General features: G+C 36.7%; 13 protein-coding genes. 12 read left to right on the top strand and 1 reads right to left on the bottom strand.

Annotation, left to right across the window (positions count from 1 at the left end; genetic code table 11):
* Nucleotides 1–51 precede the first annotated feature (51 nt).
* Entirely contained in the window at nt 52–750 is a 699-nt protein-coding gene (locus tag L5B71_RS05360) for an SIMPL domain-containing protein (RefSeq protein WP_265757343.1), read from the bottom strand.
* A gap of 248 nt (nt 751–998) precedes the next feature.
* Between L5B71_RS05360 and L5B71_RS05355 the strand changes: the two genes are divergently transcribed.
* The 12 genes from L5B71_RS05355 to L5B71_RS05295 all read left to right on the top strand — a co-directional run bounded on the left by L5B71_RS05355 (nt 999) and on the right by L5B71_RS05295 (nt 18,346).
* The gene (locus tag L5B71_RS05355; RefSeq protein ID WP_265757342.1) at nt 999–2,939 is read left to right on the top strand and encodes a PhoX family protein; all 1,941 of its coding nucleotides are present in this window, start codon (nt 999–1,001) and stop codon (nt 2,937–2,939) included.
* 520 nt (nt 2,940–3,459) lie between these two features.
* Nucleotides 3,460–6,318 carry a DNA polymerase I gene (gene polA, locus L5B71_RS05350; protein ID WP_265757341.1) on the top strand — a complete coding sequence of 953 codons (2,859 nt, stop codon included), beginning with the start codon at nt 3,460–3,462 and terminating at the stop codon, nt 6,316–6,318.
* Between the two features lie 611 nt (nt 6,319–6,929).
* Nucleotides 6,930–7,796 (top strand): ChaN family lipoprotein, encoded by an 867-nt coding sequence (locus tag L5B71_RS05340; RefSeq protein ID WP_265757340.1) that lies wholly within the window; start codon nt 6,930–6,932, stop codon nt 7,794–7,796.
* 2 nt (nt 7,797–7,798) lie between these two features.
* Nucleotides 7,799–9,892 (top strand): prolyl oligopeptidase family serine peptidase, encoded by a 2,094-nt coding sequence (locus L5B71_RS05335; RefSeq protein ID WP_265757339.1) that lies wholly within the window; start codon nt 7,799–7,801, stop codon nt 9,890–9,892.
* Between the two features lie 34 nt (nt 9,893–9,926).
* On the top strand, nt 9,927–12,188 hold the full coding sequence (locus L5B71_RS05330) for a TonB-dependent receptor domain-containing protein (protein ID WP_265757338.1): 2,262 nt from the start codon (nt 9,927–9,929) through the stop codon (nt 12,186–12,188).
* A 37-nt stretch (nt 12,189–12,225) separates the two neighbouring features.
* Nucleotides 12,226–13,428, top strand: a complete 1,203-nt coding sequence (locus L5B71_RS05325) for a hypothetical protein (RefSeq protein WP_265757337.1) — start codon at nt 12,226–12,228, stop codon at nt 13,426–13,428.
* Nucleotides 13,429–13,501: 73 nt separating this feature from the next.
* A complete protein-coding gene (gene exbB, locus L5B71_RS05320) occupies nt 13,502–14,398 on the top strand; it encodes a tonB-system energizer ExbB (RefSeq protein ID WP_265757336.1) in 897 nt (298 codons plus the stop codon).
* 9 nt (nt 14,399–14,407) lie between these two features.
* The gene (locus L5B71_RS05315) at nt 14,408–14,830 is read left to right on the top strand and encodes a biopolymer transporter ExbD (protein WP_265757335.1); all 423 of its coding nucleotides are present in this window, start codon (nt 14,408–14,410) and stop codon (nt 14,828–14,830) included.
* 6 nt (nt 14,831–14,836) lie between these two features.
* Nucleotides 14,837–15,676 (top strand): energy transducer TonB family protein, encoded by an 840-nt coding sequence (locus tag L5B71_RS05310; protein ID WP_265757334.1) that lies wholly within the window; start codon nt 14,837–14,839, stop codon nt 15,674–15,676.
* 10 nt (nt 15,677–15,686) lie between these two features.
* Nucleotides 15,687–16,550, top strand: coding sequence for a heme/hemin ABC transporter substrate-binding protein (locus L5B71_RS05305; RefSeq protein ID WP_265757333.1), 864 nt, complete (start codon nt 15,687–15,689; stop codon nt 16,548–16,550).
* 18 nt (nt 16,551–16,568) lie between these two features.
* Nucleotides 16,569–17,594, top strand: a complete 1,026-nt coding sequence (locus L5B71_RS05300) for a FecCD family ABC transporter permease (protein WP_265757332.1) — start codon at nt 16,569–16,571, stop codon at nt 17,592–17,594.
* Nucleotides 17,594–18,346 carry a heme ABC transporter ATP-binding protein gene (locus L5B71_RS05295; protein ID WP_265757331.1) on the top strand — a complete coding sequence of 251 codons (753 nt, stop codon included), beginning with the start codon at nt 17,594–17,596 and terminating at the stop codon, nt 18,344–18,346. The genes L5B71_RS05300 and L5B71_RS05295 overlap by 1 nt, the downstream gene beginning before the upstream one ends.
* The last annotated feature ends 20 nt before the right edge of the window (nt 18,347–18,366 follow it).

Genomic DNA, 18,366 nt, shown 5'->3' with positions numbered 1-18,366 from the left:
GCTAGTTAAAAAATTGTCATCATTCTATCGGAAATGAAACAAGCTGTCATTTTATTCCTGAATAAGCTGGATTTTTGCCTCTATACTAGTATGAATATTCGCTTTGCCATTATTAAGCTGAACATCACTAGTTGTTGGGCTTGCCATTTTGGCCATTGCTACATAAGGGCGTCCCACAACATAGCCACCTTCCATCGGTGTCCGAATATTCAAATCAACAATTTTATAGCCTTTTGCCCCAAGCGATTGTTGAATTAATTTTGCCTTATGCGCTAATCTTTCAAGTGCTTGTTGAATCATTTCATCCTCCACTTGGCTAATTGCCGCAGAAGACACCTGAGAATCCATATAGTCAATTGCTAAAATACCATTCAATACATTTATCACTTTTGATAATGAGTCAGGGTTCTCGCTTTGCAAAACGATCTGACCGCGTGCAATCCAACCGTTTTGTTTACCTTTATCATCATAACGGACTTGCGAGCTACGAGAATTGTCACGCAATATAACATCTGGATAAGCTTTTAAAATATCAAAAGCACGATTTATGTTGTTACTCACTTCATTATTGGCGGTGACCAAATCTTTTTTCTCTATTTGAGTAAATAAACTTGCTTTGAGTAAATCATGAGAAATTTCTTTCTCAACATCTACTGAAAAACTCACGACATTTTGTTTTTCTACCGGTTCGGCTGAAAATGCAGCCACAGGCAACGCCAATAATGCTAATGATAAATAACGCAGACGCATCAATTCTCCTATTTTTTACAATGCAATCTATATTTTGTATTGACAGTGTAAGAGGACTATAGTTCATAAATAAAACGCGATTAAATTTAGGCAATAATGGCATCGAGCAAGTTACAGCTATTCTCATCTCATCGTACTATGCTTATTTTTTCATCCATAGTATTCACAATTTGTTGTCATCAATTTGTCATATTATCTCTTTATACTTCTTCTTGATAAATTTACTTTACTACGTTAGGAGAATCAGTATGACCCGTTCATTACAAGAAAATACAAGTACTAATCCTTCAGATAATATGACTATGTCAGAAGTATTAGATTTGCATCTATCACGTCGAAAAATATTAAAACTAGGTGGTGTAGCAAGCGCAATAGCGTTACTGCCTTCAGCTTTTATTTCTGAACGCGTATTCGCAGCGCCATTTAACGCATCTAGAATAATGACATCATTAAATTTCACCTCAGTACCGCTTTCGACAAGTGACAATGTTATCGTTCCACAAGGATATCGTGCTACACCATTCTATTTATGGGGTGATCCTGTTGGTATTGAAGGTAACTCTCCGCTGTTCAAGAGTGATGCGTCTAATAACAGCACGGAGCAAGCTGTGCAAGCGGGAATGAATCATGATGGAATGGCTTATTTTCCTTTAGAAAAGGACAAGGAAAATGAACATGGTTTACTGGTAATGAATCATGAATATGTCGACAATGGATTACTCTTTCCTGATGGTGATAGTACGTGGTCGGCTGAAAAAGTGAAAAAATCTCAAAACGCAATGGGTACTTCTATTATCGAAATAAAGAAAAAAGATGGGGAATGGGAAGTTGTCCGTCCATCTAAATATGCTCGTCGCATCACGCCTCATACACCAATGCAATTAACTGGCCCAGCACGAGGAAACAAATTAATGCAAACGGCAGCCGATCCTAAAGGGGAACTAGTATTAGGGACGATGCAAAATTGTGCAAATGGCGAAACCCCGTGGGGGACTTATCTTACCTGCGAAGAAAACTGGAGCGATATTTTTGTGCGTGAAAGTGGTGAATTTACTGCACTTGACAAACGCTACGGTATTATGAAAAAAGAAAAAGAGGATAAGTATCGCTGGAATGAGTTTGATGATAGATTTCATACTGACAAAACACCGAATGAACCTCATCGTTTTGGCTGGGTTGTTGAAATTGACCCATTTGATCCAACATCAACCCCGGTAAAACATACCGCGTTAGGACGTTTTAAGCATGAAGGGGCAATGTTAGGCATTAGTGATGATGGTCATGCTGTTGTATATATGGGAGACGATCAACGTTTTGAATATATCTATAAATTTGTTTCAAAAGAGAAATATATTGCTAATGATCGCAAACATAATATGCGTCTTTTAAGCGAGGGAACGCTTTATGTAGCTCGTTTTAATGAAGATGGATCTGGTGAATGGCTACCATTAGTTTATGGCGAAAATGGATTAACAAATGAAAATGGATTTGAAAATCAAGGAGATCTGTTAATAAAAACCCGACTTGCAGCAGATAAGGTTGGAGCAACAAAAATGGATCGTCCTGAATGGATTGCTATAGATCCTTACCAAAAAGGAAGTGTTTACTGTACGTTAACCAACAATTCGCAGCGTGGAAGTGAAGGGAAAGCGGGAAAAGATGCGGCTAATCCGCGCGATAAAAATGTCTTTGGGCATATTATTCGCTGGCAAGAATCAGAAGGAAAAGGCACTGCAAGCAAATTCACTTGGGATATTTTCGCCTTAGCTGGGAATAATCAAAAAGGTCAAGGTAACATAAAAGGAGATGCTTTTGGTAGCCCAGATGGATTACGTTTTGCTCCAAATGGCGTGTTGTGGGTGCAAACAGATGTGTCATCTAGCACGATTAACCAGAAAGAATACGAAGGAATGGGGAACAATCAAATGCTCGCCGTTATTCCGGAAGAAGGCCAGTTTAAACGTTTTTTAACTGGACCAAAAGGTTGTGAAATTACAGGTATTGCGTTTACTCCTGATAATAAAACTATGTTCATCAATATTCAGCACCCAGGTGAATCTGGCTCAGGAAAAACAAACCATCTCGAAGCTACCGCCATTTCCACTTGGCCTGATGCATCAGGAAAATCCCGACCCCGTTCAGGTACGGTCGTGATTCAGAAAGAAGATGGCGGTGTGATCGGCTCTTAGTGGTAGAAAATCAGATCTAATCTGACAATTCACTATAAAAAATGAGCGTTTCCCGTTTAGAATATGAGTGCAAAATTCAATCTAAACAAAGCAGGAAACGCTCATATTTTATGACCCCTCGGATTAACCACAAGATAATTTATTAAATCAAGCTGAAAAAATGAGCTAATATTTCTCAAACGTGTAAAGCAATAATAATGAGCTGACAAGCTTGTTGTCACAGTCAGCAAATTATTGAGTGGAGTGATGATGTAAAAAATTAAAATATTGGTATTTTTAATCGTAAATACAATCTGTTAGTGCTGGTTTAGAGTACGAACAGCACAATAAGTTTATGTTGTTTATACTGAAGTAGGCGACTTATTCTCATAGGGTTATTTGAACCTAAATAGCATTTTAGTGATTATCTAGGACAGCTCAATTAACCCACTTATCCGATTCGAAAGCAAAAAATCTCAAAATTCCACCGCACTTTCCGCTATAATATCCCTTATTTTTCATCACAGTTATCGAGAATCTTATGGCTAAAATTGCAGAAAATCCGCTTGTGTTAGTTGACGGATCATCTTATTTGTATCGTGCGTTCCACGCATTTCCACCGCTTACCAATTCTCTTGGCGAGCCAACAGGAGCGATGTATGGGGTGTTGAATATGCTGAAAAGTTTGATTGCACAGGTGCAGCCGAGCTATATTGCAGTGGTGTTTGATGCCAAAGGGAAAACCTTCCGTGATGAATTATTTGAGCAATATAAATCGCACCGTCCGCCAATGCCTGATGATTTGCGTAAGCAAATCCAGCCCTTGCACGCCATTATCAAAGCCCTTGGTATTCCACTTTTATCCATTGAAGGGGTGGAAGCGGACGATGTTATCGGCACACTTGCGGTGCAGGCATCGCAGGCAGGTAAAAAAGTGCTGATTAGCACAGGCGATAAGGATATGGCGCAATTGGTGAACGATAACATTATGCTCATCAACACAATGAATAACAGCCTGCTAGATCGCGAGGGCGTGATTGAAAAATATGGCATTCCACCTGAATTGATCATTGATTATTTGGCCTTAATGGGTGACAGCGCGGACAATATCCCCGGTGTCGCTGGCGTAGGCGAAAAAACCGCACTCGGTTTACTGCAGGGCATTGGCAGTATGGCTGAGATTTATGCCAATTTGGAAAAGGTGGCTGAGCTACCCATTCGTGGTGCGAAAAAATTAGGCGAAAAATTGCTTGCCACCAAAGCTGATGCGGATTTGTCTTACATTCTTGCGACCATCAAAACCGATGTGCCCTTAGCGGTGAAACCAGAAGAACTCACGCTTGGGCAAAATCAGCGCGATGAGTTGGTGGAATATTTCGCGCGCTATGAGTTTAAGCGTTGGCTAAATGAAGTGATAGACGGCGAAAGCGGTTTAACCAAAGGAGATTGGCAAAGTGCTAAATTTACCACGCAAAATGAAACGGCGACGACAAAAAGTGCGGTGAAAAATTCGGTAAAAATCGACCGCACTTTGTATGAAACCGTAGATAGCCAAGCCAAGCTCGATGAATGGTTGAATAAAATTCAGCACGCCAAACTCATTGCGGTGGATACAGAAACCGATAATTTAGACGTAATGCAAGCGAACTTAGTGGGCATTTCTTTTGCCTTAGAAAATGGCGAGGCGTGCTATATCCCCCTTGATCATTTGCACGAAGTGGCGCGTGAAAGTCAATCGCAAGGGGATTTGTTCGGCAGCACAGACGCAACGGAAACCTATTTTGAACGTGTGCCTAGCCAGTTAGACAAGCAGCAATGTTTGGCGGCACTCAAGCCTTTATTGGAAAATCCGCAGATTGAAAAAGTGGGGCAAAATATCAAATACGATCTCACCGTATTCGCCAATCACGGCATTGCGCTGCAAGGTGTGTGTTTCGATACCATGTTGGAATCCTATGTGCTAAACAGCACGGGGCGACACAATATGGACGAGCTTGCCAAACGCCATTTGGATCATCAAACCATTGAATTTGAAGCTATTGCCGGCAAGGGTAAAAAGCAGCTTACTTTTGATAAAATTGCTATTGAGCAAGCCAGTGAATATGCCGCAGAAGATGCGGACATCACAATGAAATTGCACCAAACCCTATGGCCAGAATTGGCACAAACAGAAAGTTTGGTGAGATTATTTGATGATATCGAAATGCCGTTAGTGGGTGTGTTATCACGCATTGAACGCAACGGCGTGTTGGTGGACAGCCAGACTTTGCTTGAACAATCACAAGAAATTAGCGAAAAATTGACCGCACTTGAAAGCCAAGTTCATCAGGCGGCAGGGGAAAATTTCAACCTTGCGTCCACCAAACAATTACAAGAAATCCTGTTTGAAAAGCTCGGTTTACCGATTATCGCCAAAACGCCAAAAGGTGCGCCCTCCACCAATGAAGACGTGTTGGAAGAGCTGGCACAACAAGGGCATATTGTGCCGAAATTGCTCATTGAACACCGTGGTTTAGCCAAGTTGAAATCCACTTATACGGACAAACTTCCGCTGATGATCAATCCACGTACAGGGAGAATTCACACCTCTTATCATCAAGCGGTAACGGCAACGGGGCGACTTTCTTCCAGTGATCCAAACTTGCAGAATATCCCTATTCGTAATGAAGAAGGACGCCGCATTCGCCAAGCCTTTATTGCGCGCGAAGGGTATAAAATTATTGCGGCGGATTATTCTCAAATCGAACTGCGCATAATGGCGCATTTATCGCAAGATCAAGGCTTGATTAGTGCTTTCCAACAAGGCAAGGATATTCACCGCTCTACCGCCGCAGAAATTTTTGGCGTGCCGCTTGATGAGGTTACCAGCGAACAACGCCGCAGTGCGAAAGCCATTAACTTCGGACTCATTTATGGAATGAGCGCGTTTGGGCTTTCCCGTCAGCTTGGCATCTCGCGTGGCGATGCGCAAAAATATATGGATTTGTATTTCCAACGTTACCCCGGCGTGCAAACTTTTATGACTGATATTCGCGAAAAAGCCAAACAGCAAGGCTATGTGGAAACCCTGTTCGGACGCCGTTTGTATCTGCCTGAGATTCAATCGAGTAATGCAATGCGTAGAAAAGGCGCAGAGCGTGTGGCGATTAACGCACCAATGCAAGGCACGGCGGCGGATATTATTAAACGTGCGATGATCACCATTGATAGCGCCATTGCGCAAGATCCGAATATCGCAATGATTATGCAAGTTCACGATGAATTGGTGTTTGAAGTAAAGACAGAGCATATCGCAAATTATAGTGCGTTAATCCAATCCCTAATGGAAAATGCTGCAGAGCTTGTTGTGCCATTGATTGTTGATGTGGGGGTAGGGGAGAACTGGGACGAAGCCCATTAGTTTTTTGGGCTCTGTATCAGATTCCATCTAGATTTGGAAAATAGGTCATTTGAAGTAATGTAGATTCACTCAATAGCTTGATGATACGAGCACTTGTTGTGGCAGTTGCCTCATTCGCAGAGTGTATGATTGGTAGTAGTTTTTGTAAAAGCTTAGACTCAAGCTTTTATATTAAACGCGGGCTGTCAATCTTGGTATTCTCAACAATAATTTATATAGACTTTTTCTTCTCTTTTCAGCATGTCAAAACCGGAGTTTTGACCTTATCCTGTTTCGTCCTCTTTTTCGACTAAAATAGCTTTCATCAAGTTCTATTTCACCTGCGAAAATTTCATTGGTATCTTCTGCTAAATGATAGCTAATTATCTCTCTCATTTTGTGATAAACAAAGCAGTAGAACTATGGTCAATTTCTAGTAAATTTACTACAGAACGGACTGCAACGTTAAATACAAAGAGCTCTGGTTGTTTGTGTGTGAATTTATCCTTTTACAATGAGCTAAGATGATTTTTATAGGCTGACATCATTGTCAATATAATACATCCCTTTTATCAATTACATGTAAAAAATAATAATTGTTATTTGCAAAAATTTATTTTTATGATTTAATAATGAGAATGGTTATTGTTATTGTTGGTTTTTTGATGAGAGTCTTAGCTTTTTTCTTGATTATAGGATGGAGTATTATTGGTTGTGTAAGTCAGCCTAGTTTGACGGTAAAGGCTGTTCAACAAGGGATTTTTGATACTAAGCAGCGAACTTTTATCTCTTATCCTGATTTACTCATGCGGTTGCGTGACACTCCTATGGTTCTGATCGGTGAAATACATGATCAAATATCTCATCATGTAGCTGAACAGAAAATTATTCTAGATCTATTTGAGTATAATCAATTAAAGTCAGTTATGCTTGAAATGATTCCTTCTTCGCAACAAGCTGTGTTATCTCAAGCTCAAAGACTATTGCGTCTGAATCATCAGAATGATGACAGTATTATTAAGCGCGTATTGCAATGGGATAATAAATGGGATTGGCAACAGTATGGTAAATTGCTCTCTTTGATTGCTAATTCTACAATAAATTTGTATGGAGCTAATCTTGATAAAAATGAGATTAAAGTATTGTGGGCCGGAGCTTATCCATTGCAGGGAAGGCTATCAACTTCTAATACTGTTAAACAGCGCTTACGAAAATTAATGAATTCTTATACAGCTCAACACTCTGATAGCAATTCACAACCTGAAATTATAGATAAGCTTATTGAAATTCAACAGTTTAAAGATAGACGCATGGCAGAGACTTTAATAAAAAATCACAAGCCTAGTTTATTGATTGCGGGTCGTTACCATGTAAGTAAGTTATTTGGTGTGCCGTTACATTTATATGATTATCAATATATTGATTATAAAGTGGTGATTCTAACTGATAAGTTAGATGCAATTAATTTTGAAGAAGCCGATTATATTTGGGTGTTATAGCTATGAGATTAAGTCATTATTTAGTTTATTTAGCTATGTTACCACTTAATTTTGTGATTTTAGTAAGTAGTGCTAGTGCTATTAGTTATCCTGATATTCAACGTAAGCAAGGTGAATTAGTATTACCTTTAGAAAACATATCAGATTCTTATCAATGGCTAGAAAACTACAATTCAGAGGTTGCATCACTTTTGCAAGCGGAAAATCATTATACGGATATTTTTCTTGCTTCGGAAAAGGCTCTGCAGGAAAGATTACTAGAAGAAATGAAAGAGCGTTTATCCAAAAGAGTAAATATACAGACTTGGCAAGATTCTAATAGAATTTATCGTCAAACATATACGGGCCGTTATCCTATAATTGAGAGACAAAGAGCAGATAAATCATGGCAGTTAATTATTGATGGCAATCAAAGAGCAGGACAATTTCCTTATTATTTGTTGCACAAACCTGTCATTAGCCCAAATCAACACTTAGCTTTGATTATAGAGGACACATCTGGAGATGAGCAGTATCAATTATCACTCTTAGATATAGAAACTGGTCAGATTCAGCAAGAATTAAGTAATATTTTGCCTGATGCAGTATGGCGAAAAGATAACCTTGCGATTTATTATTTGGCTAAAGATTCACAACAAAAAATTTCTTTATATTTGCATTATCTTGGGCACAACCAACAGCAAGATACGCTAATTTATCAAGAATCTGATAATAGCTTTTTAGCTGATATTACCTTATCGTCATCTGGCCGTTACTTAATTTTGTCAATGAATAATGCGACACAATCTGAAGTGAGAGTGTTGGATCTTAATCAGGAGAAAAGTGAGTTACAGTTAGTGAAAGGAAGGCAAGAGGCTTTAGAATACTATGTAGATCACTCCGATGATGGCTTCTATATTCGCAGTAATTGGCAACAAGATAATACCTTAAAAACAAGAGAATTTACTCTATTTTATGCTACGGAACTTAAGTCTGCTTGGCAATCTATTTTCGTTCCTCAAATGGCAAGTGAATTAGAGAGTTTTACTGTACTTAAAAATTGGGTTCTTGTACGACTGCGTAAAAATGGGGTAGTGCAATATATTTATTGGAATAAAAGAAAACCAGAGCAGAAGTATAATATTACTTTTCCTGAAGAAAATTATCTAGTTAGATTGCAAGGGATTAATGATGATAATCACATAACTTTCACCTATAGCTCGGTTTCGACACCAACAACTTTATTAGAGTTTGATTTAATAAAAGGGCAATTCTCTCAGACTATTCAGAAAATGGTGCAGGGATATACAACAAAGTATTTGAAGATTGTTGTTAGAGATGGCACTTTGGTTCCTGTTACATTGGTTTATAAAACCGGTTTATTTTTAAAAGGTAAAAACCCATTACTCATCACTGGTTATGGTGCTTATGGATTTAGCTTTGAAGCAACCTATGGTACGAGCTATTTAAGTTTATTAGATAGAGGTTTCGTTTTAGCTATTGCTCATGTACGCGGTGGTGGTGAATTGGGTGCAAAATGGTATAAATTCGGTAAAGGTATTCATAAACAAAACAGTATTAATGATTTTATAGATGTTACGGAGTACTTACAACAGAACGGTTACTCAGCAGAGCATCGCACTTACGCAATGGGGGAAAGTGCCGGTGGGTTATTGATTGCTGCTGCAGTTAATCAAAATCCTTCACTTTATCGTGCCGTTGTTCTACAAGTTCCATATCTTGATCTATTATCAAACTTAGCCACTGAGGTGGATGAAAAATCACAAGAAGTTCAAGAATGGGGCAGTATATATAAACCAACAGAATATCAAATAATAAAGTCTTATTCTCCTTATCAAAATATTCGTTCTCAGCGCTATCCAGCAATGCTATTAACAGCTGGTTTTAATGATAATCGTGTTCCTTATTGGCAAAGTGTAAAGTTTGCTGCAAGTGTACGGCATCAGCAAGTACAAAATGAGATTTCTCCTATTTTAGTACGCATTGAAAATGCATCTGGACATCATAGTGGAAATGGGCGCTTAGGAAGAATATTACGCAATGTAGAAGCTTATAGTTTTTTATTAAAAATAGACCGCACTTTATCTACCGAATAATGATAAAAGTGATTCAATCAAATAAGGAAAGTAAATGAAAGTAAATAAAATAGCACAAATGATTGCCTTGACTTGCCTTTCTGTAGTGAGTTTACAGGGGGCAGCTGAAGAACAAGAAGAATTGCAATTGGATGATCTGAAAGTAGCTGGTGAAGGTGTAACTCGTACGGCAGAACAACAGACTTTTGGTATAGCAGGTGCAGTGAGTAGCATTGGAGAAATGAAATCCTTTCAATCTTTGGATAGCAGTGTGCGCGCCTTACCTGGAACTTATACTAATATAAATCCGACACAAGGAACGGTGAGCGTTAATATTCGTGGTGAAAGTGGCTTTGGTAGAGTAAATACGATGATAGATGGGGTGCCACAGACTTTCTATGGCACGTCTTCTAATTCAGCCAATAAATATCATACAGATAACAATGATGGTGCAGGTTATGGACCAAGTAGTCAATACGGTGTAATGATAGATCCTAACTTTTTGGTCAGAACAGATATTACTCGAGGATTTTCTAGTGGCGCACATGGTGTAAATGCATTAACCGGAAGTGCAAATTTTCGGACGATCGGGGTAGATGACGTTGTATTTCACGAAAATAAATTTGGTATATTATCTAAGTTGAATTATGGCTCAAATGGAGTTGGACCTAATGCAATGTTGGCTTTAGGGAGTAAATATCATTTAGAAAATGATGGTAGTCTAGGAGCAATTTTTGCTTATAGTGGCAGTAAAATGAAGGGAAATTATAAGCGAGGTGATGGTAGTTATTCTAGTGATAATGACTATGTGCGCCGCTTGGATCAAGCTCCTCGTTCTTGGCTAGCAAAATTAGAAGTAAAACCTAATAGTACACATTATTTATTGTTGAGTGCTAGGGATTACAGTAATAATGTGGGGGGAAGAAAAACGACAAACAGTGCGTATGGTATCGAATATTCTTATACACCCGATTCTCCCTTTATTAATTTTAATTTGTTAGCTGCCTATACGAAAAATGCTCAAAAATATAATGAGGGTGCCAATATTTGGACACTCTCTAATGGTAGAACTAGCAATAAATCAAGCTATATTCAACTCTCTAATTCTACAAAATTTAATTGGCAATATATTGATTTTGAAACAGAAATTGGTGGTAGTCTATTAACTAATAGTTATAGTAAAGTGGCTACGGCGGTTGATCAAAATAGCTTAGCGTATACGCCATTTTCACCTACTGGTAAGCAACGGCTAGGCAGTCTTTATCTCACAAATATAGCGATTTGGCAAGATTTTGCTTTAACAACAGGGGTTACATATACCAATGGTTATGTTAGTGGCTACAAACCAGCATGTGATGGAGAAGATGTTGAGTGTTTCCCGTATGGCGCAGCTAATATTAAAATTAAAAGCCAAGCATTATTGCCGTCAGTAATGCTCACTTGGCAGAAATATGATTGGTTCAAGCCTTTTATTAGTTATTCTTTTTCTAATCGTCTACCCAATATTAATGAAGTTTTTTTCAACAACCAAGGCGCAGGATCAATTAATCCATTTTTAAAACCAGAACGAATGAAAACCTATCAAGTAGGTTTTAATACTGAGAAAGAGAATGCTTTTGTTAGTGGTGATTTTTTGGGAATAAAATTGGTTGGTTTTCTAAATTATGAAAAGGATCGTATTTATAGTCAAAGCATCTATTTGCGCAGTAATGGTACTAGAACGACAGATCTTAATGAGGCTGATAAAGCTTATCAAGCTCATATTTATCGTAATGCGTTAGAACCAATAAAATCCACGGGGGTAGAATTGAGCTTAAATTATGATATGGGATCATTTTTTACTGAATTATCTTATACCCATCAAAAGCTAAAATTACCGGTAGATGTAACTTCAACAGTTGGCACGGGATTTGGTACAACGTCTATTACGATGTTACCAGAACATTATGCCACATTGGGGCTAGGAGCTCGTTTTTTTGATAAACAATTAACGGTTGGTACACTAATTAAATATATAGGTAAAAATAAACGAGTTAATCCAGCTGGCCTGCAGGTTGAAGAAAAAGGTGATGGCACGCAAGAAATTCCTAAAATGCCAATTATCATAGATCTTTATACTAATTATCAAATTAATAAAAATATTTTACTTAAAGCGTCAGTACAAAATCTGATGAATAAAAATTATGTTGATGCCCTTAATTCATTAAATGCAACTTCATCTCAGTATGATGTGGATGAGCAGGAAAATGACGTATTTAGTTTTAGCAATATTGCACGTGGTAGAACGTTCTTTATTGGAGCTGAAATTCGTTTTTAATAATTAATATATAACCAATACCTAGAGGATATTTAAAATGAAAACTTCATATAAATTTACATTAATTGCTTGTTTATTAGGATCTCTCACCGCTTGTCAATCTAGTAACACTTCGTTTACCAATGACAAAGCACAAGAGAAAGCTACAAATATGGATACCAAGCCAGAGAGTAACGCAGAAAAAGCACAAAACAAAAATGAAATACAAAATGATGAGGTAGAAAAAGTAGTAGAAGAGAAAAAAGTCGAAGTTATCGATGATGTTTCAACATCAGCTACAAATATGGATACAAAACCAGAGAGTAACGTAGAAAAAGCAGCAGAAGAGAAAAAGGTCGAAGCTATTGATGGCTTTTCAACATCGTCTAGAGCAGTTTCATTAACATCAAGTGCTTCTTTAAGTGCGGATCAAGGAAAACAATACGGAGAGGGGTATTCTGCATCTCCAGCACTAAATGCAGATACTACCGTTGGTTGGGTTGTTAATCCTGGTTTAAATTATGAATTTGCCAATCCAGAGACTAACAAAACGATAGAACTTACACAGCTGATACCAAATGCTGATTTCCTAAACAATGGTAAAATTGATCCTAATACAGTACAAGAGTTTGTCTTAACTGATAATGGCATACCTGTTGGTACTTTTAAATTTGTTAATCAATCCTATTCTAGTTATGCAACATTTGTACCTGAAAAAACGATCACAGAGGACTATGGAGATGGGCCTGAAGAACGTTCTTATCAGAATCTAGAAATGTTTGTCATTAATCCAACTAAAGAAACAGAATTTACACAACTAGAAGGTACCGCCCGTTATAGTGGATATACATTGGGCTATGTAGATGGGGTAAATGGTAGTACACCTAAAGTTCCTTATGTTGGTAATATTAATTTATTGGTTGATTTTTCAAATAAAGAAATTTCAGGAAGTGTATCAAATCGCCAAGATGGTTTAGTTAAATATAATTATAAATTTACAGATGATGATGATCAGCCAACGGCAAAAGGTATTGAATTAAGTAAGCAAGATTTGATTTTAAAACCGACTAAAATCGAATCAGTAAATGGTACGATGGTTTTTGGAGTAGATGCTCACGATAATGTTGTTATCCTTGATGATGGTGAAGAGAAAGCTATCACTGGTTATTCAGGAGCATTTGCAGGACCTAAGGCGGAAGAAGTTGTAGGTAGCATTGGTAATGCTGAAGAGAAAATTATTTTTGGTGCAACTAAAAAGTAGTATTTAACAAGGAGAAGTGCGGTTTAAAATGAAAAATTTTTATCGCACTTTATAATAAAGGAAAATAAATTTAATGTTATTTCACAAAAAAATAGTAAAGCTGATTTTAATTATACTTTTCTTCTTTAATTCCCAATATATTCTGGCTAAGAATAGTTATTCAGATGGTATATCAGAACAATTAAATAATGAGGAAATATCACTTCAAAAAAGTACCTTATCTAATTTAGATGGTATAAATGAGAATGCTCATATAGTAAATTCATTAGCTAAAGTAGAATCTTCACAATTAGATATGTCCCCATTGGGAATGTATACTAATGCTCATTGGGTAGTTAAAGTTGTAATCTGGATATTGTTTGTTTGTTCGATATTAACCTGGCTTATTTTTATTATAAAATTTATTCAAATAAGTATTTCAAAATACTTTTTACAAAAGCAACAAGTTTGGTTAGTTCAACAGAAAGATTTTTTATCTGTGTATAAAGAGTTACGATCTAAAAAGAGTAATATTGTGCTAACACGTTTAATTAATGAAATTAATGATGAATTAATTAAGTCAAATTATTCCCTTGATGAAGATTTTAAACAGCGTATAGATTATCGTTTAGATCGGCAAATTCAAAATTTTACACAGCAGATACGTTACGGAATTTCCCCATTAGCAACTATTGGATCTGTTGCTCCTTTTATTGGGTTGTTTGGCACAGTATGGGGTATTATGAATAGCTTTATTGGCATTGTAAATGCGAAAACGACAAGTCTATCTGTGGTTGCACCAGGTATAGCTGAAGCACTTTTTGCTACTGCGTTAGGACTTGCTGCGGCTATCCCAGCGGTTGTTATCTATAATATTTTTATACGTTCTGTTAATCATTATAGTGTTCTAATTAGTAATCTGGTGGCCGTGTTACGTTTAATGGTTAAACGTGATATTTCACTATCAAGATTAGTGTCAATAGATAAATAGGAAAAAGTTATGTCGTTTCAATATAATGAAAGTTCATATAATGAGCAAGAATTATCAGAAATTAATGTTACTCCATTTATTGACGTAATGTTGGTATTGTTAATTATTTTTATGGTAACAGTTCCAATTTCTACCGTGACTATTCCTCTTGATTTGCCAGTGGCAAAAGCCAAGGTTGAACCTAATATTGAAAAGCCGATCGTCTTATCATTAAATCAGGAAAAAGAGTTATATTTGGGTAATGAAAGATTACTAGGTAAGGATTTAGGAAGTGAAATTGATAAACTAACAAAATCTAAACGAGATACGGTTATTTTCTTTCAAATAGATAAAAGAGTACCTTATGAAGAGTTAATGGATGTGATGAATCAATTGCGCAGTGCTGGTTATTTTAAGATAGGTTTAGTTGGATTAGAAACAGATAGAGAATAATGTGTAATGATTATTGAAGTTCCATCATTGTGGCAAAATAAAAGGTATCTATTTTGGCTTGTAGGCATGGTTTTTGTCGTGGTTTTGCACTTATTTATATTTCATATTTTAGCTAAAAAAAACGCTTATACTAAGTTTAATAATATTTCTGCTGTTATGGTTGAATTTTCTGACCCTCCGCAATCAATAGTGAGTGTTCAGGAATTTGCTATTGGACCGCCACAGATTATTACTCAAGACAGTCAAAAAACCGATGTAAGTGAACCTGAAGTTAAAAAAGAAGTTTTATTACCAAGATTAGATGAATCGGAATCAATGGAACAGGCTGAGATAGTTGTTGAAAAAAAAGATAAACCAGTTAATAAAGAGAAAATAAAACCTATTAAGAAGGTTAAAAAAACGAGTAGAAAGGAGAACAAAAAGAAAAAACAGGTAAATCATATTAACTCTGTAGCGACTGGTCAAGCAGTATTGGTTGCGCCAGATGGCGATAGCAATAAAATTGCTGCTGAATTTAATAGTAGTGGTAACTTAAAAACGGATAGGGCAAGTTGGCAATCTTTATTGATGGCTCACTTACAGCGTTATCAACGTTATCCAGCACAATCATTAAAAAATCAGATAGAAGGGAAGCCCATCGTAACAATCGAAATTGATCATAGTGGTAGAGTATTATCCGCTAGATTGAAAAAGAGTAGTGGTAATGAGGAGTTAGATTCAGAAGCAGTTAATACCGTAAGACGTGCATCACCGCTACCTAAACCACCGTATGAAATTATGGGACAAAAAACACACTTAAAAATAAGTTTTGGCGTAGATTTTTTTATTCATAAAAAGCGTAAATGAGGAAAGGAAAATGAAAAAAGTGTATTCAACGATTTTGATCAGTTGTGCCCTATTTCTTACTGTTAATAGTACTTTTGCACAAATTACTAATAAAGAGAGAATTGTTTCAGTTGGTGCAGGTATTACGGAGCTATTAGTAAATTTAGATAGTAGTGAAGAAATAGTTGCATTAGATTCTACAAGTAAACGTTTCTTAAGCGACAGAAAGTTACCAATTGTGGGTTATCAACGTAATTTGAGTGCCGAGGGAATTATATCTCTTAAGCCTAGTATATTGATTGGTAGTGAGCAAATGGGACCGGATAATGTATTACAGAAGTTGAAACAGGCTGGGATAAAAGTAGAAGTATTACAGAATACCACTAATAGCATTCTAGATTTACAGCAACATATTATAAAAATGGGTGAAATATTGGGTAAACAGCAAGTAGCAAAACAGCTATTTGAACAAGTGCAAGAGGTAGAAAGAAATATTCAACAAACAAAACCGACGCAAGCTATAAAAGCCTTATTTTTATTTATTGGTGAAAAGGGGCAACTTTTTGCCGGCGGAGATGATACCACTGCAAATGGAATATTGCAGCTAATTAATATGGAAAATAGAGGGAAAGGTAAAAAAGATTATTATCCTTACTCTATTGAAGCTCTATTAGCACAGCAGCCTAAAATTTTATTCATTTCAGAGCGTAGTTTAGTTCAGAATTTAACTAATATTTTACAAAAAAATCCATTTTTGATGCAGTTAAGTGCGGTACAAAATCAGTGTGTTTTTACCATTGATGGGCAAGCGTTATTAGGTGGCTTTAATCTAACATCATTACGAGAAAGTGAACGTTTAGTTCAATTAATAAATCAAAATCCTAAATGCCATTAAGTTTTTAGTTAATATTAGATGATAGCGCAAAAAGATAAAAAAACTGTATATCATACTTTCATGCTATGCAACATTATTATCTTATGTTTGATAATTTTTGTTTCATTAAGTGTTGGAGCAATAAAAATAGCATTGGTTGATTTAGTGAATGCTTTATTTGGTAGGGGAGAAGACAGTACGGTTTTTGTTCTACAACAGCTACGTTTACCAAGGACGTTATTAGCTATGTTTATTGGAGCGACACTTGCTACTTGTGGCACTATCTTACAAGGATTATTCAGAAATCCCCTAGCAGATCCAGGAATTATAGGGGTAAGCGCGGGCTCAGCATTAGGCGCGGGCATAGCAATAGTCCTATTACCAACCGGTTTTTTCCTTGGATATGGCACAAATCTTATTGCTATTTTTGCTTTTTTAGGTGGACTGTTTGCAACTTTACTTGTCTATCAGGTTGGCAAAACAGGTTATGGTACAAAAATGTTGCTGATCTTGTTAAGTGGTATTGCTATTGGTTCTTTAGCGTTTGCATTTCTTGGATTATTACAATTTATTGCTGATGATCAAGCATTAAGAACATTAACAACTTGGCAGCTTGGTTCCGTCGCAAATGGAGATAGATATGCTGTGGGGCTAAGTGCGGTGGTTTTTTTTATTGTTTTTTACTATTTTTATCGTCAGTCATTAAAACTAAATGCAATGTTATTAGGGGATTTAGAAGCTCGTCACCTCGGTATTGATATTGAGAAAATAAAAAAACGATGTATCTATTCTGTTGCTTTAGCCATAGGGGTTTCAGTTTCCATTGCTGGAATGATTGGTTTTATTGGGTTAGTTGTACCACATATTTGCCGTACAATATTGGGAGCTGATCATCGAACGTTATTACCAGCTAGTGCTTTATCGGGGGCGATTTTGCTACTTGTTGCTGATGTTCTTGCTCGTGTTGTTGCTGCTCCAGCAGAAATTCCAATCGGTATTTTAACCGCACTTTTAGGCGCTCCATTCTTTATTGGTTTACTAATTAAAAATAAGGAGAAACTTTAATGTTATCTCTACAAAATTTGTCAATTACATTAAAGCAGCATATATTATGTCATCCCTTTAGTTTATCAATACAAGCGGGTCAATGTGTAGGAATTTTAGGAGCAAATGGTGTAGGAAAATCAACTTTGTTAAAGGCGATTGGACAAGATTTACCCCATCAAGGCGCCATTCTTTGGCGAGGAAAAAATATAGCAGAACTCAACTTAACACAGCGTGCTAAACAGCTCGCTTTTTTACCTCAACAAACTCAACTAAATTTTGCTTTTTCAGTGTATGAAATTGTTGAAATGGGGGCAATGATGTATGCTATATCTAAACAAAAATTAAACGTAATGCTTAAGTACATATTAGATATATTTGATATTAGTGCATTAAGAAATAAGAATTTTTTAACACTGTCTGGCGGAGAGAAGCAACGAGTACAGGCTGCTAGAGTATGGATGCAAGTATTGGCTTCAACAGAAAAAAAACTCATTTTACTTGATGAGCCTACAAGTGCTTTAGATCTTAAACACCAACATCAATTTTTACAACAATGTAGACAGCTTGCTCAACAAGGGCATCTTGTATTAATTGTTTTGCACGATTTGAATTTAGCGAGTCGTTATTGTGATCAATTATTCTTGCTGCAGCAAGGTGGTTTTTATGCTTATGGCACACCAGCAGAACTTCTTACAGTAACGAATATTCAATATTTATATCAATATCATGCAGAAATTTATCAGCAATCAGGGCAGGTTAGAGTTTGGTAAGAAAACGCCACTTAGAATAA

This window comes from Avibacterium sp. 21-586 (genome assembly GCF_026226775.1).
Taxonomy (GTDB): Bacteria; Pseudomonadota; Gammaproteobacteria; order Enterobacterales; family Pasteurellaceae; genus Avibacterium.
Note: the sequence above shows the minus strand (reverse complement) of the source record. Positions and strands in the feature narration are given on the sequence as shown.